We start from the raw sequence: 26,453 nt of genomic DNA, 5'->3' as shown, positions 1-26,453 counted from the left end.
TTTTCCTAATAGAAACCGGGATAACCTCCGCCATACGGCACTGGACCGTATGGTGCACCTCCGTAACCGTAGGGAACAGGCGGATACGCATAGGGACGCGGATAATTAAAAAGAGCACTCCCAAGAAAACCGCCTAATAAACCGCCGACTAAAGGAGCGCCAAACAAAAAAGGGTTTCGTTCCGGGTATCCGGCCGGACCTGGGTTCCCGCGAAGATACGAGTGTTGAGGGTACATGACTTTTTCCTCCTTTATGTCTGCCTATATGTAAGGTATTCATCCAGGAAGAAAAACGATTGGGCTAGAGGCTATTGTTACATTAATTTTTATTGATAAAGCATTGGTACAAAAATAATCCAGCCAATACAACACAGCCCAGCCCTGTTACCGAGAGGACCGTTGAAAGCAGTGTCCATGTTTGAAACGTTTCCTTCGTGCTCAAGCCGAAAAATTCCTTTATCATCCAAAACCCTGCGTCATTTACGTGACATGCGATCACGCTTCCCGCTCCGGTCACAAGCACCATCAATCCCGGATTTACACTGCTGTCCGCCATAAGCGGAGCAGCCATCGGGATTCCCAAATAGAGAAAAGGCACCTTTAATTCTTTCGCTATGGCATAAACAATAGGAGTCAATAGAATAAGGCCGACTTCAAAAAACAGAGCAATGCCAATAATAAATGAGGCAATAACCACAGCTGTCTGTATTCTTTTCCTTCCGAATTTGTCAATCAGCGTAATGGCTATCCGATAACCGCCTCCCCCGTCTGAGACAAGTCTCCCAAGCATTGCACCAAACCCAAATACTAAAGCTAAATGTCCCAACTGACCGCCGATTCCCGCTTTTATAGAAGGTACGATTTTGCTTAGATCCATTCCCAGGCCGATCACCACTACAAATGAAACGACATTAAGAGATACAAACGTATGTAATTTCATTTTAATGATCAGAAATAACAAAATAAGAACCCCGGTTGCAACGATAAAAACCGGCATGACTAACCTCCATTGCATTTTTGTTTTCTGATATAGCACAGGATGCTTATCAGAAAGCGTTTTCACTTTGCCGAAATAAAATCCTTGGCGATATGATTGTCATCTTTTGATCAACTAGTATTTTCACACTAATCTTCTAATCAACTATTGTCAATAATATTTATGATTTTATAGGCTGTCAGATAATATTATGGTTATATATTGATCAATTATTGGTTATATGTTATGTTTTTTATCAAGCCAGCAAATTTTCAGCTATCAATTGGCTCCGATAACAAAACAATGTGTTAACAAGGCTCATAAAATCTGTGTCTCAAAAGGAGGTATTCAAATGCCATTATTACGTTTCGATCTAATAGAAGGCCGTGATCAAAAAGCATTACAAGCACTATTAGACACTGCTCATCAAGCAATGGTAGAAGCATTTGGCATGCCGGAGAGTGACCGATATCAAATTGTCCACCAGCATCCCGAGAATGAGCTCGTGATTCACGATACCGGACTAGGGTTTCATAGAAGCAAGGATTTGATCGTCATCAGTATTACAAGTAAAACAAGAACAAAGAGCCAAAAAGAAAAATTATATGCCTTGCTGGCTGAAAAACTAGAAGCAGAATGCGGTATTTCCCCGGAAGACCTCATGGTTTCCATTACAGAAAACGGTGATGCTGATTGGAGTTTCGGGCTCGGCGAAGCACAGTTTTTGAATGGCAAGTTATAAAATGGTGAAACGTATTCATCTGCTTTACACTTAGAAAATGGCCAGTCAATGAAATAAAAAAGAGAGATCCTTATTCAAGACCTCTCTTTTATTATTTCTTTTTCAGAAAAGCTGAAATAACCAGAATGAAAACAGCCAGCAAAACGAAATATAACGGAGTGATCCAGATTTGGTGGATAGAATTAGGGTCTCCCTTTTTATATCCAGTTTCAATGCCTATGTAATTCCAATGAAAGCTGACAGGGTTTTGATCGTAAATATAAAATTCAGGCAGATAGAGTTCCGGTTTGCTGATTTGAACAACAAGATAAATGATGATTCCCATTAACAACAGAATAGCTGTTAATAACTTTTTCACGGAAGGACACCTTCCTATTTATGTATGTTGAATTCATCCTAACATCTCTTTTTATCCATGTAAAATAAAAGCTGATACACATCATGGTCTAAAATAAAAAGTCATGTAAACGGCATGACCCACTTACATGACTTTCTCACTGAAACAAACCCTTTTCTGTTCCCTTCCATTATTTCTCTTCTTCGCATACTGTGACACCAGGCTCACAAAATTGATCGGCCCACGCTTGCATTTCTTGAAATACAGCTTCCAGCGCTGTTCCTTTTTCAGTCAGCGTGTAGATCACTTTTACCGGTGTCTCGGGAAGAACCTGGCGTTCTACAATTTCGTTTTGCTCTAGCTCTTTAAGGCGCTCTGCCAGCATTTTTTGGCTGATCATCGGTATGGTTTCCGTTATCTCTTTAAATCGTTTCGGCCCATCCATTAGTACATGGATGATCAGACCGTTCCATCGTTTTCCCAGCAATGAGAAAGCTGACTCCATTTTAGGGCACATTGTATTTCCCACTAGTCTTCATCCCTTCATCTATTGTTTGACAAGTATTCACTGATCCATTAAAATGATCTTTCAAGTTACATTTAGTAAGCTTCTAACTTTTCTATTATCATACCACGTTTACCCGAAGGAGGAAACATTATGACTGATACTCTGGACATTTTGCAAGCACGGGCATCTGTTAAGGAATATGATACGAATGCCCCTATCTCTAAAGAGGAACTGACTGAACTTTTGGAGCTCGCGACTAAAGCGCCTTCTGCATGGAACCTGCAGCACTGGCATTTTACAGTATTCCACAGCGATGAATCAAAAGCGGCTCTTCTGCCTGTAGCATATAACCAAAAGCAAATTGTTGAATCATCTGCTGTTGTTGCCATTTTAGGCGATCTAAAAGCGAATGAAAACGGTGAAGACGTTTACGCTGAATTGGCAAACCAAGGTTTCATCACGGACGAAATCAAACAAACGCTGCTGGGCCAAATTAACGGTGCTTACCAAAGTGAACAGTTCGCACGCGATTCTGCTTTCTTAAATGCTTCATTGGCTGCTATGCAGCTTATGATTGCCGCAAAAGCGAAAGGCTATGATACCTGCGCAATCGGAGGATTTAATAAGGAGCAGTTCCAAAAGGAATTTGATATCAGCGAGCGCTATGTTCCGGTTATGCTTATTTCTATCGGTAAAGCAGTGAAACCTGCACATCAAAGCAACCGCTTGCCTCTAACAAAAGTGTCAACTTGGCTGTAAATCTAAGAAAAACCTTAGTCCGGAAAAACACGGACTAAGGTTTTTTTATTGAAACGTATCTTTGTACCATTGGCGAGCCTGTTCAGCTTCATGCTGTGTGAGCTGATGGCCCCCATCCTGCCAAAAAACTGAAGCAGATGCCCCGCTGTCAAGCAAACAGCGGTGAAGCTCTTCCGATTCTTCCTTTGTGCAGAGCGGATCATATTTCCCGGCCCCAATGAAAACAGGAAGCCCTGTCATATCGGGAAGCTCAAGCCCCCGTATCGGCACCATAGGATGATGCAGAATAGCCCCCTTTAAAACATTCGCATAATGAAAAAGCAGGCTTGCCGCGATATTTGCGCCGTTTGAGTAGCCGACTGCAATCACTTGGCTCCGGTCAAATTGATGCGTTTGTGCCGCCTCGTCGATAAAATCTTTCAATTCTTTTGTCCGCTCAACGAGATCCTTTTCATCAAATACACCTTCGCTGAGGCGTTTGAAAAAGCGCGGCATTCCATTTTCGAGCACTGATCCCCTGACACCGAGCAAATGAGCATCCGGATCTATAAATCGTCCCAATGAAAGGAGATCATGCTCATTTCCTCCGGTTCCATGTAACAGCAGTAAGACGTTGTCAGATGTTCCTTTTTCAAAAATATGCTTCATCATGTTCCCCTCCTACAATTCAGGCAAAAGATCTGTAATTTGTTTGCGGTGTTGCTCCAGCCATTCGGGCAGCTTTAATGATGTCCCCAGCTCATCAAACGTTTCATCTGTCATAAAGCCTGGTTCATCTGTGGCGATTTCAAATAAGATGCCTCCTTTTTCCCTGAAATAAATTGATGTGAAATACTCCCTGTCAAGAATTTCTGATGAAGGGAGATGTTTTTCAGCAATCACCGGCTGCCAATTGGCCTGCTCCTCACTCGTTGTCCGAAACGCTATATGATGAACTGTTCCATAACCGCCGACGCCTCTTTTTTCCGGCTGAAAATGAACGTCGATCACGTTTCCGACAGCCGCTGCGGATTTGAGTCTAACGATCTGATCTTCTTCCGCCACTTTGCTGTATCCGAAGCTTTCCACTAACAATTGAATCGTCGCTTGCGGATCATAGGAGTACAGCAGCACGCCTTTCATCCCGGTGATGGCTTCATGTTCTGAAATGCCGTCAGGTGTCCACTCGCTTTTTTCGCTATCGCCGTCTTCCATGATCGCTAACGGAAGGTCTTCCGTATCATTAAAGATAAGCGCCTGTTCCCCGCATAGCATTTTCTCCTCTGCATTCAGCCCATTATTTTGAAGGCGTTCCTTCCAGAAAGCCAGAGAGCCTTTAGGGACTGAAAAGTAAATCCGGCCGGCTTGGCCTTTCCCTACCGTCCCCTGCCCGCTTCCTTGAAACGGGAAAAAGGTAATAATGGTCCCTGGATCTCCATTTTGATTCCCAAAGTAAAAATGATATGTTCCCGGGTCATCGAAATTCACTGTTTTTTTGACAAGCCGAAGCCCGAGCACTTCAGTATAAAATCGCAAATTTTCTTGCGGATCTCTGGCAAATGCTGTGACATGGTGCAATCCTTCTGTTTTCATCTCTTCACTCCTCAATTATCTTGATTTCGAGATATTTATTATTTTAAACCTATATTGTGCAGGATGCAAACCATGTGATTTAATTAAATAATTGAAAAAATCATTTTTTTCTAATAATTATCTTGTGATCTTATCTTACAACTGCTATTATAGTGAGCATTATCATGCCTCAGGAGGAAAGTAAATGGTTAAAAAAGCACTTATTGTTATACTCATCATTTTACCATTCGTTCAGCTTGCGCTTTTGCCGCTTGTGAATCGAATTGAACCGATTATTTTCGGCCTTCCTTTTTTCCACTTTTGGCTGCTGCTGTGGATTATTATTACGCCGGTATGTTCATTTGGCATTTACCTGGTGCAAAGAAAAGATGGAGGAATTGAATAATGCAAGGAAATCTCACTGCACTTATGATTACGGCTATTATCGTATTAACTGTTGTCTGTATCGGATTTCTCGCCGGGAGAGACAAATCATCGCGAACCTCGGTGGAAGAATGGTCTGTCGGCGGCAGACGTTTTGGCGGCCTTCTCGTTTGGTTTTTAGTAGGCGCTGACCTTTACACGGCATATACTTTCTTAGGCCTGACCAGTACGGCTTACACAGGCGGAAGTGTTGCGTTTTTTGCCATTCCTTACTCTGTATTGGCTTATTTTATCGCCTATTTCTTCCTACCGAAGCTTTGGAATGTTGCGAAAATTCACAAATTAACAACTCTCGCAGATTATGCGCGGGAACGTTTTGACAGTAAGCTGTTGGCAAGTCTCGTTGCAATTGTCGGGGTCCTGATGCTTATCCCGTATATCTGTCTTCAGCTTAGCGGAATTCAAGATACGCTTCAGGTTGCGGGCACCGGCTATATCAACGTAAAGTTCGTTGTCATTATCTCATTCATCCTTGTTGCTCTTTACACGTTTTTCAGCGGGATTAAAGGGCCAACTTTTACAGCCATTATTAAAGATATTTTAGTATGGGTGATTATGCTGTTTATGGTCGTTTCACTCCCGCTTATTCATTTCAACGGCTGGACGCCGATGATTGATACATTGGTGAAGGAAGCGCCGCAAATGCTGACGATACCGACAGAAGGCCCAAAAGGCATCCCTTGGTTTATTACAGCATCTATTGTATCCGCCTTGGCACTTTTTATGTGGGCGCATGCCGCTACAGGTGTATTTACGGCGAAAAGTGCCGATGCAGTTAGAAAAAACAGCATGTTTTTGCCGCTTTATAACATCGTTTTAATCTTAGTTATTTTCCTTGGTTTTATCGCTTTTCTTGTGCTGCCGGAAGATACAAATCCAAGACTGGCGCTGCTGCATCTAATTCAGGCGTCTTACGGCGGCGTGGCACAAGGTTTTGCCTATGCCACTATCGCCCTTGCCTCATTGATCCCTTGTTCGATCATGGCTATCGGAGCGTCGAATTTATTTGCCAATAACTTATACCGTGACTTGATCCATCCAAATGTGTCACAAAGCAAGCTGACCCTTATTACACGTTCCATGGTGTTTGTTGTGATCGGTCTTGCTCTTCTATTTGGAATGCTGTTCCCAACTGCCTTAGTGACACTTCAGCTTTTAGGCGTTTCCGGCATGGTGCAGATCTTCCCGGCGATTGCCGTCAGCTTATTCTGGAAGAACCAAACGAGAGAGGCGACAATAATCGGATTATTAGCCGGCCTTGCGGTTACGTTTATTGTGTATATCACGCAATCTGCACACGGTATTTATGAAGGTTTCTGGGGATTGTCCGCCAATATCATCGCTGTAGTCATTCTCAATCCGCTGTTTGTAAAAAGAGCAGGTTCAAATCCAGTCAAGGAAGGTTTATTTGCTAAAAAAACTGAACCGAATTCGAACCAGAAGGGTGCTTAAAAAAAACCATACGCGGTAACCGCGTATGGTTTTTTACATTTCTTTTTTCAGCGTTTCAATTGCTTTTTTCATTTGCGTATCATTATTTGACAGCTTTTGTTGAAGTTCTGTCATTAGTTTTGTTGTAGTATCGCCAGTCAGCACGCCTGTTTCTTTCAGATTCTCTTTTTTCTGGAACTGTTTGATGACTGATACAAAATCTTGATCATACGCACTGTTTACCTTTACCTGATAGCCAAGTGCATTCAGCATTTGCTGAGCGACTTTGACTTCCGTGCCTGTATTGCCCGATTTGTACGTTTTATCAGCGTCCAAATATGGGAGCTTCGCGTAATCAGGAAGCTCTGCTTTCACTTGCGGTTTGATGCCTTTTTTATGGATCCATTCACCGTCAGCAGTCAGCCATTTGGCCATTGTCAGTTTGACTGTTGAACCATCCTCATATTCTTTTGCGGTTTGCACTGTGCCTTTTCCGAATGTGGTTTCTCCAATTAACGGAATGCCTGATGATTCATGAAGGGCAGCGGCCATGATTTCTGCAGCGCTCGCTGTTCCGTCATTTACTAAAACGACAGTCGGCTTGGTGACTTTTCGTTCTTTTTCTGCTTTCATGACTTCTTTTGAGCCGTTTTTGTACTCAACCTGCATAATATTTTTCCCTTTATCAATAAACAGATTGCTCATTGTAATCGCCTGGTCCATTAATCCGCCCGGGTTGCCCCTCAAGTCTAAAATATAGCCTTTGGCACCTTTTTTCTCTAAACTGTCAATCGCATTTGTCAGCTCTTTAGCAGTTGTTTCAGAGAAAGAAGTGATTTGGATCTCACCGATGCTGTTGTCTTTCATCTCAGAATAGACGGTCTCAACAGGAATCGTATCGCGCTGAATGGAAAGATCAATCTCTCCCACTCCCGCTCTGTTCAGGTCAAGTTTCACTTTTGTGCCCTTTTTGCCGCGGATTAAAGCGACAGCTTCATTTACATTCATGCCTTTTACGCTTTTACCGTTTACTTTCAGGATTTGATCCTTCGGTTTGACTCCGGCTTTTTCAGCAGGTGATCCTTTGATTGGCGCAACAATAAGGATTTCACCGTCTTTTTCCTCTACTTGCGCTCCTATTCCTTCAAAGGATGCAGAAATGCTTTCTTCGAATGATTTTCCTTCCTCTTGATCCATATATGTAGAGTAAGGATCGTCCAGAGACTCAATCATTCCTTTAATTGCTCCATCTACTAATTTGTCATCATTTGTTTTCTTGTAATAATCACTTTTGATTTGCTCATACGCTTTATTTAATTTATCGAACTTACTGTCTCCTGTGCTTGTTGATTTCTGGCCCAGAATGCTTGAATTGCCCGTAATAAATAAAGTCAGCGCCGAAGCGACAACCGCAGTGATCAGCACAACAAAAAACAGTTTCAATTGCCGTTTCAATTAAACACCACCTTTTTCTTCTTACATTATTATCATGGACGATTTCCTATTCGTCAACTCGGAGCAGAAAATATAGAGATAGTGCCCTTCTTTAGCGTTTCATAAACCTATGCCTTTTCACGACATATAATAACGAAAAAGGAGGATACCATTTTGAGCCGATATTTAGAAATGCTGTCCTTATTCGGTGTCTCTGGTGCACATCCAGGCGGGCTTGCTTTTTCAAAAGCCGTATTGCAAAAAGCCGCGCCTCCGCCTGACCAGCCGATTCTTGATGCCGGATGCGGAACGGGGCAAACTGCGGCTTATTTAGGACATTTGCTTTATCCTGTCACAGTCGTTGATAGAGACCCTGTCATGCTTGAGAAGGCCAAAAAAAGATTTGCAAATGAAGGGCTGGCCATCCCTGCATATCTAGGAGAGCTGGAACGTCTTCCGTTTTCTTCAGCATCCTTTTCCTGCGTCCTGTCCGAATCTGTCCTCAGTTTTTCCCAAGTGACATCCTCCCTTCAAGAAATTAATAGAGTATTGAAGCCGGGCGGAATGCTGATCGGTATTGAAGCGGCGCTCAAAAAACCGATGCCTCCGCGCGAAAAGAAGCAAATGATGGACTTTTACGGTTTTACAAAGCTTTATGACGAATTGGAGTGGATGGAATCGATTCGTTCCCATGGATTTCAGAAAACAGAAACGATCACCCTTTTGCCGGAAGATATGGAATTTGAACCGACTACAGAAATGGATGTATCGCATGCAATTGATCCTATCTACTACGATACGCTTCAGTCCCACTATGACCTCATGCAGGCATACAGCGAGTATATGGGTCATTGTATCTTTATCGCATACAAGTAAAACGGCGCTTCCCCCCCTCTTTTCGTCCAACCTTTTTTGTCTATCTTTCATAAGCTGATAGAAAGACGGATTAGGAGGGAATTGTATTGGAAAAATACTATCATATTTGCCGCCAGCACCAAGGAAAAGTTGCTAGAATTACAGAAAGAAACGGCAGAGTCCACGTGGGCAGAATTACACGGGTCACCAACAGTAAAGTCTTTATTGCTCCAGTTACTTCAGGTGGCCCCAGAGGCGGATTTGGCTATGGATATTGGGGCGGCTACGGATATGGATATGGAGCCGCGTACGGCATTGGCCTTGGGCTGATTGCAGGTGTGGCGCTCGCCGGTTTATTCTTTTTTTAATGGAAAAACCCGCTTATCCAATGATAAGCGGGTTTTTTATTTTATATCTTCTTCACTTTTTCAAAGTATTCTTCTAATGTTAAGTCATGATCATGGATGACCTTTGCAGCCTTTTTGCCTACATAACGCAAGTGCCATGGTTCGTATTCGTACTTTGTGATGTCTTCTTTGTTTTTAGGGTAGCGAATGATAAAACCGTATTTATATGCATTGTTCTGCACCCATTTTCCGTCTTCGGTGCTGCCGAACGCTTCATTTAGCTCAAAACCATTGCTTCGGCTGGAAATATCCATTGCAAGCCCTGTTTGATGCTCGCTTTCACCAGGATATGCGACTGCTTCTCTTGCTTTCTTTTCCCCTTTTAGGCTAACTTCATTTTTAAAGATAGCCTGCTGTCTGTCATACGAGCGGTATCCTGACACGGCTGCCAGCTCATAGCCATCCTTTTTCGCGGCGTCAAACATCGTTTTTAATGCGTCTGCTGCTTCTTTTCTGATGTATCGCTTTTGAATTTTTTCTTCAAAAGAAAACTCGACATCAGGGATAACTAGATCGCTAGGTTCATAGTCTCCTGGCAGTGCGTATTGCTTATTGACAAGGGCGAGGATATTTTTTGGATTTTGAATGGTTTCCAAACCGTCCACTTTTTTAATGTTATTGAAAAACTTGCTTTCCAATAAGAACTCACTGTCCTGCATATTTGTTTTTTTGCTGTCAGCTGTTTTTTCTTCTGTCTGTTTTGATTCTGCGGTGGTTTTCGTATCCTTTTCAGCATCTCCGTTTGACATGCTGCAGCCGGCTCCGACAATTGCCGTCACACTCAAAGCGGCAGCCAGTGAAAACCATTTACCGGGCTTTTTCATCATCACATTACCTTCCTTTTATCAATCGTTTCCGTATCCATAAAGAAGAGGCTGCCGGCACCCAGCACGCCTCTTGATTTATTTTATTGTGATACAGAATGTAAAGCTACTTCTATCATATCATGAAAAGTGGTTTGACGCTCTTCCGCCGTTGTTTCTTCTCCTGTTAATACGTGATCGCTCACGGTCAGGATCGACAGCGCTTTTCTTCCATGCTTCGCTGCCAATGTATATAGAGCGGTTGTTTCCATCTCTACACCGAGCACACCGTAGTTGGCAAGCTTTTCAATTTGAGAATCGTCATTGTAGAACTGGTCAGCAGTAAATACACTGCCTACCGTCACCGGTACGCCTTTATCCTTAGCTGCGTCATAGGCATTTTTCAAAAGCTCGAAATCTGCATTAGGCGCGAAATCGATACTTCCAAAAGCGACTCTGTTCATTTGTGAATCAGTAGAAGAAGTCATGGCCAAAATGACGTCGCGCACTTTGACATCTTTACGGATGGCGCCGCAAGAGCCTACTCTTATTAAATTTTGCACATCATAGCTTTGGATTAATTCATTGACGTAAATTGAAATGGACGGAACACCCATGCCCGTGCCCTGCACAGAGATTTTTTTGCCTTTATATGTACCTGTAAATCCATACATGCCTCTGACTTCATTATAGCATTCCACATTTTCAAGATACGTTTCAGCGATAAATTTTGCTCTGAGAGGGTCTCCCGGCAAAAGCACCGTATCTGCAATTTGTCCTTTTTCCGCACCGATATGTACACTCATCTCATATCCTCCTATAAACCAAAATTAACAAGCAGTCCGTTCATTTTACAACGGATGTCATGATGAGACAAACTTCAGCATTGATTATAAAGGAATGTTCCGAAAAAAGAAAATGATCCGGGGTATTTTTAAGCGCCTTAGAGAAAATCGGGATAATTGCGCTGCTGATATGAGAACCTAACGGCAAAAGGAGGGATGAAACATGGGTAAAAAACAGCGCAACCGAATTACCGGACAAAAAAAGAACAACCACATACCTGCTAAAGACGTTATCGCGGCTGAAGAGGCGCACGAAAAAGAGTATTCCGCGGCCAAACGAAAACCTTAAAAAACAGAAAACTGCGGATGTCCGCAGTTTTCTTTTGTTATGTTGTTTGCACAATCAGACGATTGATTTTCCTCCATCCGGCGGGAAGCAGTTTATAATATGTTTTCCCTTTTCTGCCTTCATCAATCAAAATCACATCCCCTGTGGCCATAAATCTCGCATCATAATCACTTGGAACCGTATCGAATACATTAAACAGAGAGAATGCTCTTTTTAGCACGTCTTGATGATTGCTCCCGTTCAGTTCAGTTCGATAGACGGCTCTGTAGCCTTTTTTTTCACCAAACCGGGGTGTTTGAAATATTGTCACATCGTAAGAACAAGACTTCTTTTTAAACACGGATAACATCATCAAGATCCCTCCCTTTTATTTCTATAACATATTGGCGTTTCGCCCTCTTTTTCCTCTCTCTACTTTTGTCGAAACGAATGAAACTTTTCGTCAAAACCTTTCATGAGGAAAAACAGCAGCAGGCCGAGACTGAAGCCTCCTAAAACGTCAGTTAAAAAATGCACGCCGAGGTAGACTCTGCTGGCACCAACCAAAATAACCACAGTACCGGCGATTATGTATACCGCTTTTTTATGCTTTGACAAAAACGGGAGGTGTTTCACTAAAAAGTAGGCGATTACAGGATAAACACAAGCAGCGTTCATGGAGTGGCCGCTCGGAAAGCTGAAGGACGACTCATGAACGAGCGGTTCAAAATCGGGCCTTGCCCGTTCGATCCACTCTTTTAATATTTTGTTTAATAGACGATCGGCACCGAATATGAAAAGCATCAAAAGACCGGCCCAGGTTCTTTTGTAAAAAAACAGCCCTGCCCCAATGACTACGATAAGAGGCAGTAAAAAGGAAGTAGCCCCAAGATGAGTCATCCAAATCATCACATCATTCAGCCAAGGCTGACGGATAGCTGCGGCTGCCTTACTGATCATTTCATCTGCTGATTGAACAGCATTTGTATGAATAACCGCGGCTAAAAAAAGAAAGAGAAGAAACAGACTGACTGGCTTGTACAAGATTTTCCCTCCTTTAGTTCTTAACATTCCTATCAGCCGAATAAAAAACCGGAGCTGGCCGCTCCGGTTTCAAGCCTTAACAATCTTCATCCAGCTCTTCATCTATCATACATTTTTCTATCAGATAATCAAAGGTAATATCGGCGATTTCAAACAGCTCATCTTCACTCGGTATGTAGCCCCGTCTTGCAAGCTCTCTGTAAAAAAATTCAGCGATTTCTTCCGTGTCAATCACAAGATCTATTTCTTTCATAACCGTACCGCCTCCTTTTTTATGTTTTATGAAAAAACGGGATGAATTATACCCGGTGTTCTAAACAATTCTTTTATTCATATACATTGAATAAAAAAACAAGCCATAGGAGGCTGACTTATGATCGCTAAAATGATTGAAGCACTGGACGGAGAAAGATTCGATAAGGTGATGGAAAAAACGCTCAGAGGTATGACACATGTCATGATGTGGGGCTGTCTGCCTTATTTTTTATATGTCATCATCCGCTTGTTCACAAACTAACTGAAATGTTCTTTTAAACTTTCCAGCACAAACATCATCATATCTTTATACTCTTCATCTTTAAACATTTCGTACAGAATTTTGTAGTCGTTGTAAATATCCAAAAGCTCATCAACAATTGATACAGCCAGGATGCGCAGGGTATCTTGATCTTCATCTTCGCCTTCAAACTGAAGAAGAGCAGACGGTACAATATCTTCGCCGATCTCATGGGCAGTTTCTCCGACATAGTGGACAAACAAAAGCTGATGCACAAACTGGTCCATTTCATACTTTCTGAGAACCAGCGTGAGATCCTCTTCCTCCGTTTCAAGCCACTCTCCATCCTTTAAACGAGTTAGCTCATAAATAATATCTTCCCAGCCATCTTCCAAATACCTCCAAATTTCGGTTCTGTGGCCGATAATGCGAAAGAGTTCTTTTCCATAATCTTTTACATAAACGACATCTCCAATGAGGAATTCATATTCAATATCAAGTTTTTCCATATCGACAATGACGCCTTCATAATCTTTATATAATTGAATGGATGATTCAAAATATAAGACTTCATTGTGGTTTACTTCATAAAGGTAGTGCTTATCGATTTGGTGTACTTTTGTGATTGTGCCGACTGTCCCATACATAATGACGACTACGATATCCCCTACTTGGAATTTCGGTTTATTTTGCTTCATGGTGTCTCCCCCTCGCCGCAACATTTCTGATACGCTATCGTATGCTGGGTTTCACCAATTCGCATGGGCATGAAAACCATAGGAAATATCCAATTATGGTATATGTATGTGCAGAAAAAAATCCGCAGTGGCTCTGCGGATTCAAACGTGCACCTCGGCCTCGTATTTTTCCCAAGCTTCATCAAACGTCGCCATCGTGTCCAGATAATCAACATTCAGCTCCAAATAGGAACTGATTTCGTGATAATCGGTTGATGTTTTTGGGAAGCTGTGATCCTCATACGCCTGATTGGCAAACTCGCTGATGCTGTCCTGCGGCTTAGGATGTCTGTATTTCAATAAATAGTGATAAAAGGATTTCATGGGTTTCCCCTCCTGGTGTCTGTCTTTTGTTGTTCTATTATACAGTGCAAGTGTAAAATTACAACAAAAGAATAACGAAACATCATTCAGGAGAAATCAAAATAGTTGCGTTTTAATATCCTTTCGGTTTCCATGAGCTGTTGATACGTCAGACTCTCAGGGAGTTTTTTTGTGTTGATTAAAAACAGCTGATCCTCAATATCCTTTATCGTCGAATCCTCTTGGTAGGCCATTCCGCAGGAAGAACAAATCATCGCGGGGGTGTTTGTCAGCTCTATGGCTCTTGTACCGTCAGGAAGCTCCCAATAAACTGTATTCGTGCCAGGCAGCGCCTCAGGCTCGCCGCACCATTCGCATGACTTCATGAAGAATCTCCTCCGCTTTCTACCTCTTTTTCTTTTTTCTGCTGGGCTAAAAATTTCTTTTTCTTTAACTGGTCTCTTTTCTCCCGCCGGTCCTTTAATGTTTCATGCCCCGGATTCGCTGTATATGCTTCTCTCCTTTTGATTCTGACCACGTTATCCGGTGTAAAAGAAATCTCTTTGTCAGCAAAAATGGCACTCAGTCCAATTGGTTCTTTTTTGTCAGCGGTTTCAGGAAAAACAGACTCAAAATAGGCGTCAGCCTGGTTAGGGATATAATTTTCAGGTTCCGGATAAGAGGTAATGACTCCTTCAAAATTTCTCAAAATGATTTTGTCAGGGCTTTGCGACAAAACATAGTTTGGCTGCAGGGCGATCTTCCCCCCGCCGCCTGGTGCGTCAACGACAAAGGTAGGAACCGCGTAACCTGAAGTATGACCTCGCAGCCCTTCAATAATTTCCAGCCCTTTTGAAACTGGAGCTCTGAAATGTCCGATGCCTTCTGACAGATCACATTGATATATATAATAGGGACGGACTCTGATTTTCACCAAGTCATGCATAAGCTTTTTCATAATGGTTACCGAATCATTAATGCCTGCTAACACGACGGCCTGATTTCCGACCGGCACCCCTGCGTTCACCAGCTTTTCGCAAGCCTCAACGGATTCCTCCGTCATTTCGATGCTTGTGTTGAAATGGGTGTTCAGCCAGACCGGATGATATTTCTTTAAGATATCGCAAAGTTGATCGGTGATTCGCTGAGGAAAAACGACAGGCGCTCTTGTACCGATTCTGATAATTTCCAGATGCGGAATACTGCGCAGCTCTTTTAAAATGTATTCTAAAATTTGATCATTGATCAGCAACCCGTCCCCGCCTGAAATCAGGCAGTCCCGGATCTCAGGTGTCTCCCGAATGTAAGCGATCGCGGCATCAAGCTGCTTTTTAGGGACACCCATTCCGATTTGACCGGAAAAACGCCTCCTTGTGCAGTAGCGGCAATACATGGAGCATTGGTTCGTGACAAGGAACAGGACTCGGTCGGGATAACGGTGTGTCAGACCGGGTACAGGAGAGTCTTCATCCTCATGAAGCGGGTCTTCCTGGTCGTATTTTGTTTTGTGCATCTCTTCAGAGAGCGGCACAGACTGCATTCGTATCGGGCATCTCGGGTTGTCGGGATCCATTAAGGAAGCATAGTAGGGTGTGATATTCAAGGGGATCGTTTTGGTAGAAATTCTGACGCCTTCTTCTTCTTCTTCGGTCAGGTTAATCACTTTTTTCAAGTCATCTAAGGTTCTTACAGTATGGGTCAGCTGCCACAGCCAATCATTCCATTTTTCTTCCGGAACATCCTTCCATAGCTCTATCTCCTTCCAATGCCGTTTCGGTTTATACCATTTGTTTGTCAAATGAAATTCCTCCTCGTACATTTCTTTTTGACTTACAGGAGTTTGCACCAGATATTCATATTTTCAAGCCCTTCTCCTATATAACAATTATTGATTAGCCTTCCTCCATACTGATACCCGGAATGATAAAGGACAGCATTCATTCCGAAAGACGCAGCGCGGGCGAGTGAAAATACTTGAAATATATCTTGCTTTATCATTTCTTTTTCTAATACATCTATTAAAATACTAGTCAGCGAACGGCCCCGATAATCCGGAAGCACGGCGCAGTCTGTCATTTCGGCATGACCCAGCTCAGGATTGATATCTGCGCTTGCCGCGCCGATCAGACGGTCATCTTCAAGCATGACATAATAAAGTGTATGCTCATTCATTGTCTTTTCAATATAGGCGGGATCAAACACAGGAGCCGGATACGTGCGGAATACTTTTTTATACAGCATAGATAACTGATACATATCGTTTGTTTCTGCTTTTCTCATTGTAAAAGGAGACCTGATTTCGATTTGTGGCTGAGGCTTTGTTTTATATAATAGCTCTATCATTTCCTGCTCGGCTAAATAGGTATCTGTTTGTCTTCGTTTTTCTGTGAGATAACGGACCATGACGGAAGCGCGATGGCCGAGATAGTAGCCTTCGAGAAAGCCCTCTGGCGTAAACAATTGTTTAGCCAGCTCCGCCTCGTCATGCTGCTTGGTGTACACGATGATTTTTTCGGCACCCTCCTCTTCGGCCGCTGTCATAATATCAGTCAAGGCTTCGTGAATAGCGCCTTCATAACGAATGACTCTAATTCGTTTATTAAAACGGTCATTGTCTATGACAGCCGTGACACCGCTATTCTTTACCGTTTTGATCATCAGCATCCTCCCCGTCTGTATGAAGCCCGCACCAATCCATCACAAAAAGAGCTATAATTTTAGCTGATTCTAACATGGCTTCAACCTCGATATACTCGTTTGCCTGATGTGCCGTTTTCGTCTCTCCCGGTCCAAAAACGATAACAGGAGTATCTCCCGCATGATACAAAAGGCCGCCGTCTGTTCCCCAAGGCGACGCTTCGATGATCGGCTCTGTTTGTTTCATTTTTTGATAGGCTGATTGCAAGACTGATAGTAAAGGATGATCATCAGGCAAATCATTCGGCAGCCATTGAGCCCCGAACCATTCCACTTGAATTGGATGGCGTTTAAACCATTCATCATGGTATTGTAAATCTTTCAGCCAGTTTTCCAATTCAATTTTTACGGCTTCAGGTTTTTCATGAGGAGCAATTCCGCATCTTCCTTCTATGACGACGCGGTCTGCTACCGAGGACGGCCATGTTCCGCCTGAGATGGTGCCAATATTGATTGGAACCGGGATTGGAATATGATCATACAGCGGGTCAGAGATTTTTGCGTTCCGGACTTTTTCAAGCTCTTGAATGGCTGTAATGACATGCATGCTTTTTTCAATGGCGCTGACACCTTCATAGCGTGTGCCTCCGTGTGCCGCTAATCCTTTAACCGTGATCCGAAACCACATCGAGCCCTGCTGTTTAATAAAAAGCTTCATATTGGTCGGTTCCGGAATTAACGCCCCATCCGCACGATAGCCTCTCATAATGGCAGAAAGTGTTCCGGCGCCACCGCACTCTTCATCTATAACACTCTGAAACAATACATCGCCTTTCAGTTTGACATCGCAGGCGTGCAGAGCTTCTAATGCAAATAGAAGGGCCGTATTGCCTCCCTTCATATCAGTGGAGCCGCGGCCGTAAATTTTACCATTTACTTCAGCAGCTTGAAACGGTTCATACTTCCACTCCTTCAAATTTCCTTCTGGCACAACATCGATATGCCCGTTTAATATCAGAGATCGTCCCCCGCCCTCTCCCGCTTTTTTAGCAACAATGTTCGGGCTCTCATGAAAGTCCGTCCGGTCTGATATAAAATAGGGATGCTGTTTTAATTGCTTTAGGCTCGGCTCCCACACATCAATGTCCATATGAAATTGCCGGAGCTTTTCAAGGACCACTGCCTGTGCATTAAATTCCTTGCCGAGTGTGCTTTTTTCTCCAACCAGCCTTTTCAAAAGACGAATGGCTTTGGCTGAATTCTGATCTAGCCATTCAATTACTTTTCTTTCAATGTCCTGCATCATCACTCCCCCTTATTAAGAAAAAGGCATATCCACTATTATTTCAGCGTCGGTCAACCCGATCACCTCGTCAATTGTTGAGCCATTCATCAGTTCTTTTAAAATAAAATGATTCCGGCCAACTGTAAGAACTGCTTTTTCAGTAATGATCATATCTACACAGCCTGCTGCTGTTAACGGAAGGGTGCAGGCTTCTGTTAATTTGGGCCTCCCTTTTTGGTCAGTATGGCTCATGACGACAACCACTTTTTTCGCTTTCTGGGCGAGCTCCATCGCACCGCCCATGCCCGGCACCTTTTTTCCGGGCACAAGCCAATTCGCAAGGTCTCCCGACTGGCTTACCTGCAGGGCGCCTAATATCGTAATGTCAATCATGCCTCTTCTGATCATGGCAAAGGACATTGTTGTATCAAAGTAAGATGCTCCCTTTACAGCACGGACAGGGAATCCCGCAGCGTTGCATAAATTTTCATCCTCATTCCCTTTTTCGGGACTTTCGCCAATTCCGAGTACACCGTTTTCCGCCTGCAGCATAACCTGCATATCAGTCGGCAAAAAGTTCGGCACCAAGGAAGGGATGCCGATACCAAGATTCACGATCATGCCTGGCTTGATTTCAGAAGCAGCCCGTCTGGCGATCTGCTCTCTTTCTGTTACTCCCAAGCCCATTTCCACCTCACCCCTTCACTTCTCACAACCCCCTCAACAAAAACCCCGGGCGTTACAATCATTTCTTCTGCCATATTTCCCATCGGCACAATCGTCTCAGCCTCGGCAAAGGTTCTTTTGGCGGCCATTGCCATAAGCGGATTCATGTTGCGCGCTGTTTTGTCATACGTTAAGTTGCCGAATTCATCTGCAATGCAGGCATTGATGAAGGCAAAATCAGCCGTCAGCGCTTCTTCAACCAAGTATTGCTTCCCCGCTACAGACACAATCTCTTTTTTCTCACAAACCATTTGATTATCAATGCCGATATCGGTCAAAATGCCGCCAAGACCGGATCCACCGGCGCGAATCCGTTCTGCGAGCGTGCCCTGAGGCGAAAATCGAACCTCTAATGTGCCGTCTGTCATCTGTTTTCCGGCTACAGGATTTGAACCGATATGCGATGCAATCAGCGTCTTGACTCTCTTATTGAGAATAAGCGGTCCAATCCCAATTCCCGGGAATCCGGCATCATTGCAAATGACAGTTAATTCTTTTACACCGCTGTCCAATATCGCTTCAATCAAAGAAGGCGGAGAGCCGACTCCACCGAAGCCGCCAAACATAAGGACCGACCCATCACACACATCTGCAATTGCCGATTCAATGCTGATTGTTTTTTGAAATGGTGACATATTGATTTCAATCCCTTTTCAGTTTTTTTCAACTTCTGCAACTGTTTCCGAAAAAGTTGATATAAGCTCTTCCATCTCTTCGTCTGATATTGTGAATGGAGGAGCGATGATTACGGCATCTCCTTCCCCGCTGTCGATTCCAGCCTTGGCAGGATAGATAATGAGCCCGCGTTTTTTTGCTTCGCTGATGATACGCTGGGTCATCGACCGTTCTTGCGGAAACACTCGCTTTGTCTTTTTATCAGCCACAAATTCAACGCCTAAAAGCAGTCCTTTGCCGCGGACATCCCCAATGATGCCGCTCCGATGCATCATCGCTTCAAGTTTCTTTTTCAGCTTGAATCCCTTTTCTTCAGACTGTTTGATCAAGCCGTGTCTGATAACATAACGCAAAACCTCAAGAGCGGCTTTGGCTGAATAGGGATGAGCACTGTAGGTGTGACCGCTCATAATAACACCCGATCCTTGTTTTATCGTTCGGAGGATCGTATCAGACACAACTGCAGCTGCAATAGGCGCGTACCCGGCACCGAGTCCCTTTCCAAGCACAGCGATATCAGGAACGGTATGCCAATGATCTGTCGCAAGCATCCTTCCAGTTCTCCCGAGTCCTGTCATCACTTCATCCGCAATAAACAGCACACCGTGTGAGCGGCACACCTCTTTCAATCTCTCATAATATCCAGAAGGAGGAGTAATCGCTGCTCCCGCGGCTCCAATAATAGGTTCTGCCACAAAGCCCGCAATAAACTGACTTCCGATTCTTTTTATAGCGGTTTCCAGCTCCTCCGCGGCCGTTTGAACAAAATCTTTTTTTTCCTCTTGATTCAGCCGATATATATTCGGGGCTGAGAGAGCGGGATAACGCTCAAGCAAATGTGTGAACCGGTACCTTCGTTCATAAAATCCCGATAATGAAAGCGCTCCCAAAGTTATTCCGTGGTAACTGCTCCATCTTGAGAGAAAGATGGATTTCTGTGTCTGCTTTTTTTCCTGCCAATATTGAATGGCGATTTTCATTGCCGTTTCTATGGCTTCTGATCCGCTATTGACAAAAAAAGACCAATTCAATTCTCCCGGCAGCTGCTCGGACAGTAAAGCAGCTAATTGCTCGGCCGGCTCACTCGTAAACTGCGAGCGATAAGCAAAAGATACCTTATCAAGCTGTTCTTTCAGCTGCTCAGTTACTTCATCTACCCCGTGGCCGATATTGCATGTCACCGCACCAGATGAGCCGTCAAGATATTTTTTTCCGTTCTGATCATACACATATGTGCCCTTTGCATGACTGACAACCGGATATTCCGCACTAAGCTCTGGCTTAATTAAATAACTGCTCATGCTTCCACCTCAAAAACACCTTTTCTATATTGTATGAGTGTTTAAATAGCGGCATGACGTTCCCTATAAAACTTTTTCGCACAAAAAAAAGAGCCCTTCCGAATTCCGAAAGGCCCTTATGATATGTCATCTTCTAGCAAATAAAAGCGGCTCCGACAATAATTAATAAAATGAACAAGACAACAATCAATACAAATGTATTTGTCCCGCAGCCAAATCCTCCGTAACCGTACCCCTGATATCCATGCATATTGTTTTTCATCCTTTCTTATCACGATATACGGCATTGTATGCGGGCCAAGTCCCAAACGGTCTGTGCAAATGCCCATCTATGTAAGGAAATAATGAAAAACAGTGTGCACCCGCTCATATTTTTGAAACTTGAGCTTTTCATAAAAATGAGTGACGCCGTCAGAATTTGAGGCCACTAAATAAGCCTCGTCCATTCCTAAAGATTTGGCAATGGACAGCATCTCACCCACAAGAATACTGCCGTAGCCCCTTCTTTGAAACTGATCCAAAATCGCCACCTCTTCAATTTTAGCCGTTTTCTCTTGCGAATCAATAAAAAGTTCCCCGCAGCCAATCGGAATGTTCTGTGATGAATCGCTGTAACAAACAACAAGCAATATCGTACCCTCTTTGTAAAAAGGATATTTTCTCACTAATTTTTGTTCTGCAATTGCCTCTCCTATATAAAGCGAGTCATAAATTTTCATGATAGAAGAACCGTCACTAAGACTCTTTGCCGTCCCCCATGCCGTGAAAGGGTGTCCCGTCTGTCCCTTCCAGTCTTCAAGCTTCATGCTGTATAACAGCTCATCTTCAACCACAAAACCGCTTTTCACAAGCGACTGCTTCAAAACGAGCGGAAAAACATGCTGAGGAGACGCTTTTAAATGGATATAATTCGCATCAAGTAGCTTCGGTATGAACGGCAAAAAGTCCGGTATACGCTCCAATGGAAACGTATCATGAAGCTGTACAAAATTATGAGAAAAAATTTGCGGCAGATTGGGATCTTTATATACACTGTAATGATCAAACAACTTCGATTCAGACGTTAACGATAGATATTGATGCTCCGTTTTTGAAAAATATCCTGTCATGAATATCTCCTTTTTATGACCTATACATTTACTCGATTGCAATATTTAAATTCTTTATAATCTCATCGTACACCGGATAAAACGGCTTTCCAATTGGAAATTGTTGAATATTCCGGAAAGAAGCAGGTATTGGTTTCTGCCGTAAAAAGAATTTCCTCACCACTTGCTCGCTGATTGGATGAAAAACACCATGTAGAAATAGAAACCGCTCTCGTTCTATAAAAAACAGCCTTCGTCCAGGCGGATTGGCGATCACCCCAGATCTCTCCCGCGTGATAGGCGGCCCTTCCGGCAGACTCTCGAGCACTTCTTTTTCAATCGTCAAAATATCTTTTCTTTTAAATTGATAAAATTGAAAAGCATGCTGACTTTCTATCCGTCTTTTTTTTCCGGCGTCAATGTAAAATACTGCAGGCCGGTCAGCTTCTTTTACCAAAACATAATTCGGAATGTTTAAACATTTTCCCATATGATATTGAAATAAATACGGATCTGGGATAATAACAGTCCGATCTAGATACACTGAACGCCATCTCTCTCCCACAGGATGCCGTACACCTTGATCAAGAAAATACACATGTTGATCAGATCCTTTTACAAACGTGCCGTCAATCAAATCGGCGGGCAGAAACTGATAAGCGTTTTGAAAGGAATTCGGGGTCTTATACGTTGTATCTAATACTTCATTTATCGGCAGGAACGGGGCAAATGTGTTTACTCTTAGCCAAAAAATTGAGTCGCCGTGATTCCAATGCTTCATATCATCGTCCCAATAGCTGCCATATTTATCTTTGATTCGATCAAGCAGCAATCGGCGATGCATAACAGAGCAATGGTCGACTTGAAAAGCGGCCTGATCAAGCACCGTATTGGCATTTCTGTAAAAATGGGACATTTCCTCTCCTCTTTCGTTTACATGAACAACTTTTTGTTTGGAATAGACTGCCTGTGCTTCAGGATGACACAAAAATGTCTGCACCATACGGCTCAGCCGATTTGGATGATAAACGGTATCATCGGTGAGATAAGAAATATAGTCGCCGGTTGCATACGGTAGTGCGTCATTAATTAGTGTGGCATAACGGGTTGTTTTTAATCGATTTTGAGGATGGACGAAGCTGTTTTTATAGTGAATGCGGTGGTCATGAAGGTACTTGTGAATCACCGCAGTCGTTTCCTCATTTGAATGGTCATCCATGACAAAAAGCTCCCAATTGCTATGAGTTTGATTGATGACACTTTCAATCGCCTTTTGCAGATAATTAGGTTTGTTATAACTCGTTAAAATAATGGAAACTTTGTCCCCCATCTCTCCAAGCCTCCTATTGTCACACATGAAAACGGCTCCGCAGCAAGCAGAGCCTCTGTCATCATTTAAAAAGAAAGAACCCCAGCTTACAATACTTGAGAGGGCAACATTTGATCTCGTTTGATGGTTCTGAAAAATAACCAAATACCCATGACTTCTTTAACGATAACATTTTGAAGCGTATCTCCATTGATCAGATTAACTCTTGAAACCGGCACACCAAGCTCTTTAGCAAATACGAGCTGGCGTCTGAGATCAGATGGATTTCCGTCTGAAGCTGTTTGACGTATAAGCAGAATCAAATGCGATTCGTCGTCATTTTCTTCTCGGTTCGCTTTGTTTTCTAACTCCAAACAATCCCTCTCATTTATCCTTATGCTCTATTTCACAATATGAACATGCTGTCAATTGCGGTATAGGCATTGTCCATCCATAGAAAAAAATCAGCATTTTCCTTAAATATATGAAAAATAGCTCAGCTACGGCATTCGACTCATACCAATTGCCAATCAAAAGAATATGATTAAACGTGAGTTCAATAATTTATAGGAGGTGTGTGTGTTGAGCAGTGAAAATGCGCAGTTAAAAAAGGATATTATTAAAAGCCTTTTAAGCCCTTTATTTACAAATGCAACAGAAGGAGGAGAAAACGTGAATAATAACCTTAAAGAATTACTTGAAGCCGCTATTGATAATAAAGTGGACGAAAGCGAAACGGTTACTGCCGAATCTGTTTTAGATCCTTCCCTGCCTGCAAGATGGATTTTTGCCAGAATTACACCTGGCACTACCATCAGCATTGTGACAGATTCCGGTGACATGATCGGTCCGGTTGTCTTTGTTGCTTTTGATCAAGTTCACGGCATCGTATTTGTCACACAGGAAAGCTCTGTAACTCCGCCAGGTCAAGCGACAACATTGATTGATGTAGATAAAGTAGAAAGCGTTACATTCTTTTCATAACCTCTGATGAAAGTTTTATATATCCAGTCGGGATATGGAGGAATATACAGTTATTTTGACCGCTGGGCTGAAGATTGCTTTCTGCACGCTCAGACAAAATTCATGTCTGCAGATACACCAGACACAGAAGCGCTGTCAAGCATTGAAACGTTTCAGCCGGACTTCGCACTCATGATGGTTGGAGATCACGTTCCTCACGACTGGCTGACCTGGTTAAAGGGTAAGGGTATCCCCGTATATGTTTGGCTGACAGAAGACCCATTTTATATTGATATCAGTCTTCAGGTGATAAAATACGCTGACGCGGTTTTAACAATTGATCAAAATGCTGCTCTCTGTTATCAGGAGCTTGGTTATCAGCATATCTATTATGTTCCGATTCCTGTTAATCATCGGCTGTTTAAAAAAATGGACACCGAACATTCCTTTCATTCACAATTGCTTATCATCGGCTATCCTTACCCTAATCGGGTTCAGCTTGTGAAAGAAGCGGCAAATCTCCCGTACACCGTTCGGGTCATCGGAAAGGAATGGAGAAAATACCTGCCTAAAAAAGTACTCAAACAGCCGCATATAGATGTAGTCAGCACATGGGTTCCGCCTGAACAGGCGGTTCATTATTATAACGGGGCAGACATCGTGATCAATCCACATCGGCCGTATCATTTTACGTTCAACAAAAATAAAAGCCGCATTAAAAATGCAAGCTTTAATAACCGCACCTTTGATATCGCTGCATGCGGAGCATTTCAACTAGTGGATCTCCCCGCGGCACATCCTTTTTCATCCTTTATTTCTTATCACAGCATAAACGACTTTAAGGAAAAAGCCGCTTTCTATATCAATCATCCTGAGGAACGAGACAAAGCTGCGGCGCTAAATTATAAAGAGACGGTTCCTGCTCATACATTTGATGAGCTTCCCGAAAAACTGAAAGCCATTCATCTGGCGCTTTCTTGAAAAATCGTTCATTTCATATGAACGATTTTTTCGTGAACATAAAAAAGTAGCCGAATATAGGCTGCTTCTTTAATCATCAGATCTGTCCTTCAGCTGTCTTGGATTCACCTGTTTATTCAAGTCAGGTTTTCCGCCAAGATGCTGAGAAATCTGTTCCCATGATACAATTTTGAAATTCTGATTGACAGCTTGTCCATTTTCTATATTTTCTCCGTCCTGCGCTACAAAAATGCCATACGGATATTTTGGCCCCAGCCCGAAACCAAGAACATCAATACCGTCAGTATCACTCGTCCCGTCTATTTTCTCGCCATCCTTAATTTCAAAATTGGCAATATACCGATTGCCTCTCTGCCTTTCATACATCGCATAGCTGTTATTGCCTTGACTTGAGGCGATGAGATAACCTTTTCCGTCCGGCGCATAATAGATGGTCAGTCCCTCAATATCAGCTGTCAAATGCTTTCCATCAGCACGATCAATGACTTTGCCCTGGGATCCTCCAGATGGTTCAGCATTAAATTTCCAAATTGCTGTGTCTTCCTCCGCTATATAGAGATTTCCGTACTCATCATCTGCGACGAGACCTTCAGTTTGAGAATTTAATTTGAATTGCCGCACTTTTTTCCCTGTTACATATCCCTTTCCATTGTCGGCCATTTCATATTGCTCGAACTCTCCTTGTTTTCCCGACACCAACGCATAAAATGCCCCTGTTTTTTGGCTGTGATACAGGCTGAAACCGTAAACCTCAGACATATCAGTGGAAATGGGATGTTTCGGATCTGTGATGCTTTTCAATTCACCTTTTTCCCCATCAATGGCGTAAACTTCAATCGAATTTTTTCCTTCTGTCCGGTTTGAAGCAGCGACAATGTCAATCTGTTTGCCGTTGAGGGGAAAATCATAGCGCAGATCGACATTATTCAGCTTGCCAAACTCGTAAGAATTGATCTGTTTGCCATCCAAATCATACACGACTAACCCGGACTTCTTGTTTGTCGTTATCAATTTGCTTTTTTCCGGATGCTTTGCATCAACCCAAATAGACGGATCATCTGCAGCGTCATCTCCGGAAGCAACTGGCTCAGTCTCTCCCTTTGCCGTCACTTTGAAATGATTCACTTCATCACCATGAAGAGCCGATACCGAATTTGCAGATAGGCTAAGCAATAAACATGCAGCAGCACTAAACAGAATGGTTTTTGGATACTTCATTTTTCATCCCCCTTATTTAAACCTTCTTTCTTATTGTAAAATATATGAAGTTGGTGAATAGTGAGACAATTGAACCTTTTTTACGTAGTGTTTCTGACTCAAAAGAACGCTTTTTTATATCGGCGTGAGAAGATGAAATGGGACCTGTTTATAAGGCAGGAAAAAAGAGCGTAAGAATATTTAGTACACTATTTATTTAGTTTAGATTAAACCCTTCTCTTCATTTTCTCTTAAAAATTCCCTGCATTTTGTCTTATTGATTGCTTCCATTAACTCGATTAAAAAGTTGAACCTATGTTGCATGGTAGAGATAAGAAAGTATGAGGATAAA

Annotated in this window: 35 protein-coding genes and 1 pseudogene; 10 read left to right on the top strand and 26 right to left on the bottom strand. The window is 42.8% G+C overall.

The features are described 5' to 3' along the window. Nucleotides 1-5: 5 nt before the first annotated feature. Both NST16_RS07360 and NST16_RS07355 read right to left on the bottom strand, forming a co-directional pair. Nucleotides 6-236, bottom strand: a complete 231-nt coding sequence (locus tag NST16_RS07360; protein WP_010334597.1) for a hypothetical protein — start codon at nt 234-236, stop codon at nt 6-8. Nucleotides 237-318: 82 nt separating this feature from the next. Beyond that, on the bottom strand, nt 319-996 hold the full coding sequence (locus NST16_RS07355; RefSeq protein WP_340885270.1) for a GntT/GntP/DsdX family permease: 678 nt from the start codon (nt 994-996) through the stop codon (nt 319-321). A gap of 331 nt (nt 997-1,327) precedes the next feature. Here NST16_RS07355 and NST16_RS07350 point away from each other — a divergent pair, with 331 nt between their 5' ends. Further along, nucleotides 1,328-1,717, top strand: a complete 390-nt coding sequence (locus NST16_RS07350; protein WP_340885267.1) for a tautomerase family protein — start codon at nt 1,328-1,330, stop codon at nt 1,715-1,717. Between the two features lie 91 nt (nt 1,718-1,808). On the opposite strand, the gene NST16_RS07345 is transcribed toward NST16_RS07350, so the two are convergent. Together NST16_RS07345 and yodB are read right to left on the bottom strand one after the other, a co-directional pair. Further along, a complete protein-coding gene (locus tag NST16_RS07345; protein ID WP_010334599.1) occupies nt 1,809-2,075 on the bottom strand; it encodes a hypothetical protein in 267 nt (88 codons plus the stop codon). Between the two features lie 169 nt (nt 2,076-2,244). Continuing rightward, nucleotides 2,245-2,583 carry a transcriptional regulator YodB gene (gene yodB / locus NST16_RS07340; RefSeq protein ID WP_268451234.1) on the bottom strand — a complete coding sequence of 113 codons (339 nt, stop codon included), beginning with the start codon at nt 2,581-2,583 and terminating at the stop codon, nt 2,245-2,247. A gap of 129 nt (nt 2,584-2,712) precedes the next feature. Here yodB and NST16_RS07335 point away from each other — a divergent pair, with 129 nt between their 5' ends. Then, on the top strand, nt 2,713-3,321 hold the full coding sequence (locus NST16_RS07335; protein ID WP_010334602.1) for a nitroreductase family protein: 609 nt from the start codon (nt 2,713-2,715) through the stop codon (nt 3,319-3,321). A gap of 45 nt (nt 3,322-3,366) precedes the next feature. Here NST16_RS07335 and NST16_RS07330 read toward each other — a convergent pair whose 3' ends face one another. Together NST16_RS07330 and NST16_RS07325 are read right to left on the bottom strand one after the other, a co-directional pair. Further along, nucleotides 3,367-3,969 carry an alpha/beta hydrolase gene (locus NST16_RS07330; protein WP_268451232.1) on the bottom strand — a complete coding sequence of 201 codons (603 nt, stop codon included), beginning with the start codon at nt 3,967-3,969 and terminating at the stop codon, nt 3,367-3,369. 12 nt (nt 3,970-3,981) lie between these two features. Beyond that, nucleotides 3,982-4,893, bottom strand: coding sequence for a ring-cleaving dioxygenase (locus NST16_RS07325; protein ID WP_340885257.1), 912 nt, complete (start codon nt 4,891-4,893; stop codon nt 3,982-3,984). A 184-nt stretch (nt 4,894-5,077) separates the two neighbouring features. Between NST16_RS07325 and NST16_RS07320 the strand changes: the two genes are divergently transcribed. Both NST16_RS07320 and NST16_RS07315 read left to right on the top strand, forming a co-directional pair. Continuing rightward, entirely contained in the window at nt 5,078-5,278 is a 201-nt protein-coding gene (locus tag NST16_RS07320; RefSeq protein WP_010334605.1) for a DUF3311 domain-containing protein, read from the top strand. Beyond that, the gene (locus tag NST16_RS07315; RefSeq protein ID WP_010334606.1) at nt 5,278-6,768 is read left to right on the top strand and encodes a sodium:solute symporter family protein; all 1,491 of its coding nucleotides are present in this window, start codon (nt 5,278-5,280) and stop codon (nt 6,766-6,768) included. Before NST16_RS07320 ends, NST16_RS07315 begins: the two co-directional genes overlap by 1 nt. Before the next feature lie 33 nt (nt 6,769-6,801). On the opposite strand, the gene ctpA is transcribed toward NST16_RS07315, so the two are convergent. Then, nucleotides 6,802-8,202 (bottom strand): carboxy-terminal processing protease CtpA, encoded by a 1,401-nt coding sequence (gene ctpA, locus NST16_RS07310; protein WP_340885252.1) that lies wholly within the window; start codon nt 8,200-8,202, stop codon nt 6,802-6,804. A 153-nt stretch (nt 8,203-8,355) separates the two neighbouring features. Here ctpA and NST16_RS07305 point away from each other — a divergent pair, with 153 nt between their 5' ends. Continuing rightward, entirely contained in the window at nt 8,356-9,057 is a 702-nt protein-coding gene (locus tag NST16_RS07305; RefSeq protein WP_340885248.1) for a class I SAM-dependent methyltransferase, read from the top strand. Between the two features lie 86 nt (nt 9,058-9,143). Next, on the top strand, nt 9,144-9,404 hold the full coding sequence (locus tag NST16_RS07300) for a hypothetical protein (protein ID WP_010334608.1): 261 nt from the start codon (nt 9,144-9,146) through the stop codon (nt 9,402-9,404). 41 nt (nt 9,405-9,445) lie between these two features. Here the strand turns inward: NST16_RS07300 and NST16_RS07295 are convergent, their stop codons facing one another. Both NST16_RS07295 and deoD read right to left on the bottom strand, forming a co-directional pair. After that, complete coding sequence (locus NST16_RS07295) at nt 9,446-10,267, bottom strand: M15 family metallopeptidase (RefSeq protein WP_168749449.1); 822 nt, start codon at nt 10,265-10,267, stop codon at nt 9,446-9,448. 83 nt (nt 10,268-10,350) lie between these two features. After that, nucleotides 10,351-11,052, bottom strand: a complete 702-nt coding sequence (gene deoD, locus NST16_RS07290) for a purine-nucleoside phosphorylase (RefSeq protein WP_010334610.1) — start codon at nt 11,050-11,052, stop codon at nt 10,351-10,353. A gap of 202 nt (nt 11,053-11,254) precedes the next feature. Between deoD and NST16_RS07285 the strand changes: the two genes are divergently transcribed. After that, entirely contained in the window at nt 11,255-11,380 is a 126-nt protein-coding gene (locus NST16_RS07285; RefSeq protein WP_003241588.1) for a hypothetical protein, read from the top strand. A 37-nt stretch (nt 11,381-11,417) separates the two neighbouring features. Here NST16_RS07285 and yodL read toward each other — a convergent pair whose 3' ends face one another. The 3 genes from yodL to NST16_RS07270 all read right to left on the bottom strand — a co-directional run bounded on the left by yodL (nt 11,418) and on the right by NST16_RS07270 (nt 12,656). Next, nucleotides 11,418-11,732: a shape determination protein YodL gene (gene yodL / locus NST16_RS07280; protein ID WP_010334611.1), complete on the bottom strand. Its 315-nt coding sequence runs from the start codon at nt 11,730-11,732 to the stop codon at nt 11,418-11,420. A 59-nt stretch (nt 11,733-11,791) separates the two neighbouring features. After that, nucleotides 11,792-12,403 carry a phosphatase PAP2 family protein gene (locus NST16_RS07275; RefSeq protein ID WP_229147206.1) on the bottom strand — a complete coding sequence of 204 codons (612 nt, stop codon included), beginning with the start codon at nt 12,401-12,403 and terminating at the stop codon, nt 11,792-11,794. 76 nt (nt 12,404-12,479) lie between these two features. Next, the gene (locus NST16_RS07270; RefSeq protein ID WP_010334612.1) at nt 12,480-12,656 is read right to left on the bottom strand and encodes a YozD family protein; all 177 of its coding nucleotides are present in this window, start codon (nt 12,654-12,656) and stop codon (nt 12,480-12,482) included. Between the two features lie 120 nt (nt 12,657-12,776). Here NST16_RS07270 and NST16_RS07265 point away from each other — a divergent pair, with 120 nt between their 5' ends. Further along, nucleotides 12,777-12,920: a hypothetical protein gene (locus NST16_RS07265; protein ID WP_340885238.1), complete on the top strand. Its 144-nt coding sequence runs from the start codon at nt 12,777-12,779 to the stop codon at nt 12,918-12,920. Here the strand turns inward: NST16_RS07265 and NST16_RS07260 are convergent. The 13 genes and pseudogenes from NST16_RS07260 to cgeC all read right to left on the bottom strand — a co-directional run. Continuing rightward, on the bottom strand, nt 12,917-13,597 hold the full coding sequence (locus NST16_RS07260) for a hypothetical protein (protein ID WP_010334614.1): 681 nt from the start codon (nt 13,595-13,597) through the stop codon (nt 12,917-12,919). The genes NST16_RS07265 and NST16_RS07260 overlap by 4 nt on opposite strands. Before the next feature lie 141 nt (nt 13,598-13,738). Next, entirely contained in the window at nt 13,739-13,960 is a 222-nt protein-coding gene (locus NST16_RS07255; RefSeq protein ID WP_168748069.1) for a YozE family protein, read from the bottom strand. Between the two features lie 86 nt (nt 13,961-14,046). After that, nucleotides 14,047-14,325: a YokU family protein gene (locus NST16_RS07250; protein WP_268448818.1), complete on the bottom strand. Its 279-nt coding sequence runs from the start codon at nt 14,323-14,325 to the stop codon at nt 14,047-14,049. After that, a complete protein-coding gene (ablA, locus tag NST16_RS07245; protein ID WP_229147201.1) occupies nt 14,322-15,737 on the bottom strand; it encodes a lysine 2,3-aminomutase in 1,416 nt (471 codons plus the stop codon). Before ablA ends, NST16_RS07250 begins: the two co-directional genes overlap by 4 nt. Before the next feature lie 32 nt (nt 15,738-15,769). Beyond that, nucleotides 15,770-16,597 carry a putative beta-lysine N-acetyltransferase gene (gene ablB, locus NST16_RS07240; protein ID WP_340885228.1) on the bottom strand — a complete coding sequence of 276 codons (828 nt, stop codon included), beginning with the start codon at nt 16,595-16,597 and terminating at the stop codon, nt 15,770-15,772. Then, nucleotides 16,575-17,885 (bottom strand): peptidase, encoded by a 1,311-nt coding sequence (locus NST16_RS07235; RefSeq protein WP_168748073.1) that lies wholly within the window; start codon nt 17,883-17,885, stop codon nt 16,575-16,577. Before NST16_RS07235 ends, ablB begins: the two co-directional genes overlap by 23 nt. Before the next feature lie 9 nt (nt 17,886-17,894). Next, nucleotides 17,895-18,548 (bottom strand): 3-oxoacid CoA-transferase subunit B, encoded by a 654-nt coding sequence (locus NST16_RS07230; protein WP_340885225.1) that lies wholly within the window; start codon nt 18,546-18,548, stop codon nt 17,895-17,897. Continuing rightward, a complete protein-coding gene (locus tag NST16_RS07225; protein WP_286058408.1) occupies nt 18,533-19,222 on the bottom strand; it encodes a CoA transferase subunit A in 690 nt (229 codons plus the stop codon). The genes NST16_RS07230 and NST16_RS07225 overlap by 16 nt, the downstream gene beginning before the upstream one ends. A gap of 18 nt (nt 19,223-19,240) precedes the next feature. Continuing rightward, nucleotides 19,241-20,563 carry an aspartate aminotransferase family protein gene (locus NST16_RS07220; protein WP_340885220.1) on the bottom strand — a complete coding sequence of 441 codons (1,323 nt, stop codon included), beginning with the start codon at nt 20,561-20,563 and terminating at the stop codon, nt 19,241-19,243. Nucleotides 20,564-20,696: 133 nt separating this feature from the next. After that, nucleotides 20,697-20,813: a YjcZ family sporulation protein gene (locus tag NST16_RS07215; RefSeq protein ID WP_010334627.1), complete on the bottom strand. Its 117-nt coding sequence runs from the start codon at nt 20,811-20,813 to the stop codon at nt 20,697-20,699. A 79-nt stretch (nt 20,814-20,892) separates the two neighbouring features. Then, complete coding sequence (locus tag NST16_RS07210; protein ID WP_340885215.1) at nt 20,893-21,672, bottom strand: GNAT family N-acetyltransferase; 780 nt, start codon at nt 21,670-21,672, stop codon at nt 20,893-20,895. A 28-nt stretch (nt 21,673-21,700) separates the two neighbouring features. Then, a complete protein-coding gene (locus tag NST16_RS07205) occupies nt 21,701-22,981 on the bottom strand; it encodes a glycosyltransferase family 2 protein (RefSeq protein WP_340888308.1) in 1,281 nt (426 codons plus the stop codon). A gap of 72 nt (nt 22,982-23,053) precedes the next feature. After that, nucleotides 23,054-23,334: pseudogene (gene cgeC / locus NST16_RS07200) on the bottom strand (spore maturation protein CgeC); the annotation flags it as partial. Nucleotides 23,335-23,542: 208 nt separating this feature from the next. Between cgeC and cgeA the strand changes: the two are divergent. Together cgeA and NST16_RS07190 are read left to right on the top strand one after the other, a co-directional pair. Continuing rightward, complete coding sequence (gene cgeA / locus NST16_RS07195) at nt 23,543-23,944, top strand: spore crust protein CgeA (protein ID WP_268450826.1); 402 nt, start codon at nt 23,543-23,545, stop codon at nt 23,942-23,944. A 6-nt stretch (nt 23,945-23,950) separates the two neighbouring features. Continuing rightward, nucleotides 23,951-24,904 carry a CgeB family protein gene (locus NST16_RS07190; protein ID WP_340885211.1) on the top strand — a complete coding sequence of 318 codons (954 nt, stop codon included), beginning with the start codon at nt 23,951-23,953 and terminating at the stop codon, nt 24,902-24,904. A 69-nt stretch (nt 24,905-24,973) separates the two neighbouring features. Here the strand turns inward: NST16_RS07190 and NST16_RS07185 are convergent, their stop codons facing one another. Beyond that, the gene (locus tag NST16_RS07185; protein WP_326334035.1) at nt 24,974-26,122 is read right to left on the bottom strand and encodes a phytase; all 1,149 of its coding nucleotides are present in this window, start codon (nt 26,120-26,122) and stop codon (nt 24,974-24,976) included. Nucleotides 26,123-26,453: the final 331 nt, after the last annotated feature.

Source organism: Bacillus sp. FSL K6-1005 (assembly GCF_038000225.1).
Taxonomy (GTDB): Bacteria; Bacillota; Bacilli; order Bacillales; family Bacillaceae; genus Bacillus; species Bacillus mojavensis.
This window is presented reverse-complemented; position numbering and strand designations above follow the sequence as displayed.

Bases quoted from the DNA above. Each gene is read 5' to 3' on its own strand.
- NST16_RS07205 (WP_340888308.1), bottom strand. From the start codon at position 22,981: ATGGGGGACAAAGTTTCCATTATTTTAACGAGTTATAACAAACCTAAT.
- NST16_RS07295 (WP_168749449.1), bottom strand. From the start codon at position 10,267: ATGAAAAAGCCCGGTAAATGGTTTTCACTGGCTGCCGCTTTGAGTGTG.
- NST16_RS07330 (WP_268451232.1), bottom strand. From the start codon at position 3,969: ATGAAGCATATTTTTGAAAAAGGAACATCTGACAACGTCTTACTGCTG.
- NST16_RS07315 (WP_010334606.1), top strand. From the start codon at position 5,278: ATGCAAGGAAATCTCACTGCACTTATGATTACGGCTATTATCGTATTA.
- NST16_RS07320 (WP_010334605.1), top strand. From the start codon at position 5,078: ATGGTTAAAAAAGCACTTATTGTTATACTCATCATTTTACCATTCGTT.
- NST16_RS07355 (WP_340885270.1), bottom strand. From the start codon at position 996: ATGCCGGTTTTTATCGTTGCAACCGGGGTTCTTATTTTGTTATTTCTG.
- deoD (WP_010334610.1), bottom strand. From the start codon at position 11,052: ATGAGTGTACATATCGGTGCGGAAAAAGGACAAATTGCAGATACGGTG.
- NST16_RS07230 (WP_340885225.1), bottom strand. From the start codon at position 18,548: ATGGGCTTGGGAGTAACAGAAAGAGAGCAGATCGCCAGACGGGCTGCT.
- NST16_RS07270 (WP_010334612.1), bottom strand. From the start codon at position 12,656: ATGAAAGAAATAGATCTTGTGATTGACACGGAAGAAATCGCTGAATTT.
- NST16_RS07190 (WP_340885211.1), top strand. From the start codon at position 23,951: ATGAAAGTTTTATATATCCAGTCGGGATATGGAGGAATATACAGTTAT.
- NST16_RS07215 (WP_010334627.1), bottom strand. From the start codon at position 20,813: ATGCATGGATATCAGGGGTACGGTTACGGAGGATTTGGCTGCGGGACA.
- NST16_RS07350 (WP_340885267.1), top strand. From the start codon at position 1,328: ATGCCATTATTACGTTTCGATCTAATAGAAGGCCGTGATCAAAAAGCA.
- NST16_RS07265 (WP_340885238.1), top strand. From the start codon at position 12,777: ATGATCGCTAAAATGATTGAAGCACTGGACGGAGAAAGATTCGATAAG.
- NST16_RS07185 (WP_326334035.1), bottom strand. From the start codon at position 26,122: ATGAAGTATCCAAAAACCATTCTGTTTAGTGCTGCTGCATGTTTATTG.
- NST16_RS07360 (WP_010334597.1), bottom strand. From the start codon at position 236: ATGTACCCTCAACACTCGTATCTTCGCGGGAACCCAGGTCCGGCCGGA.
- NST16_RS07220 (WP_340885220.1), bottom strand. From the start codon at position 20,563: ATGAGCAGTTATTTAATTAAGCCAGAGCTTAGTGCGGAATATCCGGTT.
- yodL (WP_010334611.1), bottom strand. From the start codon at position 11,732: ATGATGTTATCCGTGTTTAAAAAGAAGTCTTGTTCTTACGATGTGACA.
- NST16_RS07225 (WP_286058408.1), bottom strand. From the start codon at position 19,222: ATGTCACCATTTCAAAAAACAATCAGCATTGAATCGGCAATTGCAGAT.
- NST16_RS07285 (WP_003241588.1), top strand. From the start codon at position 11,255: ATGGGTAAAAAACAGCGCAACCGAATTACCGGACAAAAAAAGAACAAC.
- NST16_RS07250 (WP_268448818.1), bottom strand. From the start codon at position 14,325: ATGAAGTCATGCGAATGGTGCGGCGAGCCTGAGGCGCTGCCTGGCACG.
- NST16_RS07325 (WP_340885257.1), bottom strand. From the start codon at position 4,893: ATGAAAACAGAAGGATTGCACCATGTCACAGCATTTGCCAGAGATCCG.
- NST16_RS07335 (WP_010334602.1), top strand. From the start codon at position 2,713: ATGACTGATACTCTGGACATTTTGCAAGCACGGGCATCTGTTAAGGAA.
- ablB (WP_340885228.1), bottom strand. From the start codon at position 16,597: ATGATCAAAACGGTAAAGAATAGCGGTGTCACGGCTGTCATAGACAAT.
- NST16_RS07210 (WP_340885215.1), bottom strand. From the start codon at position 21,672: ATGACAGGATATTTTTCAAAAACGGAGCATCAATATCTATCGTTAACG.
- NST16_RS07260 (WP_010334614.1), bottom strand. From the start codon at position 13,597: ATGAAGCAAAATAAACCGAAATTCCAAGTAGGGGATATCGTAGTCGTC.
- NST16_RS07255 (WP_168748069.1), bottom strand. From the start codon at position 13,960: ATGAAATCCTTTTATCACTATTTATTGAAATACAGACATCCTAAGCCG.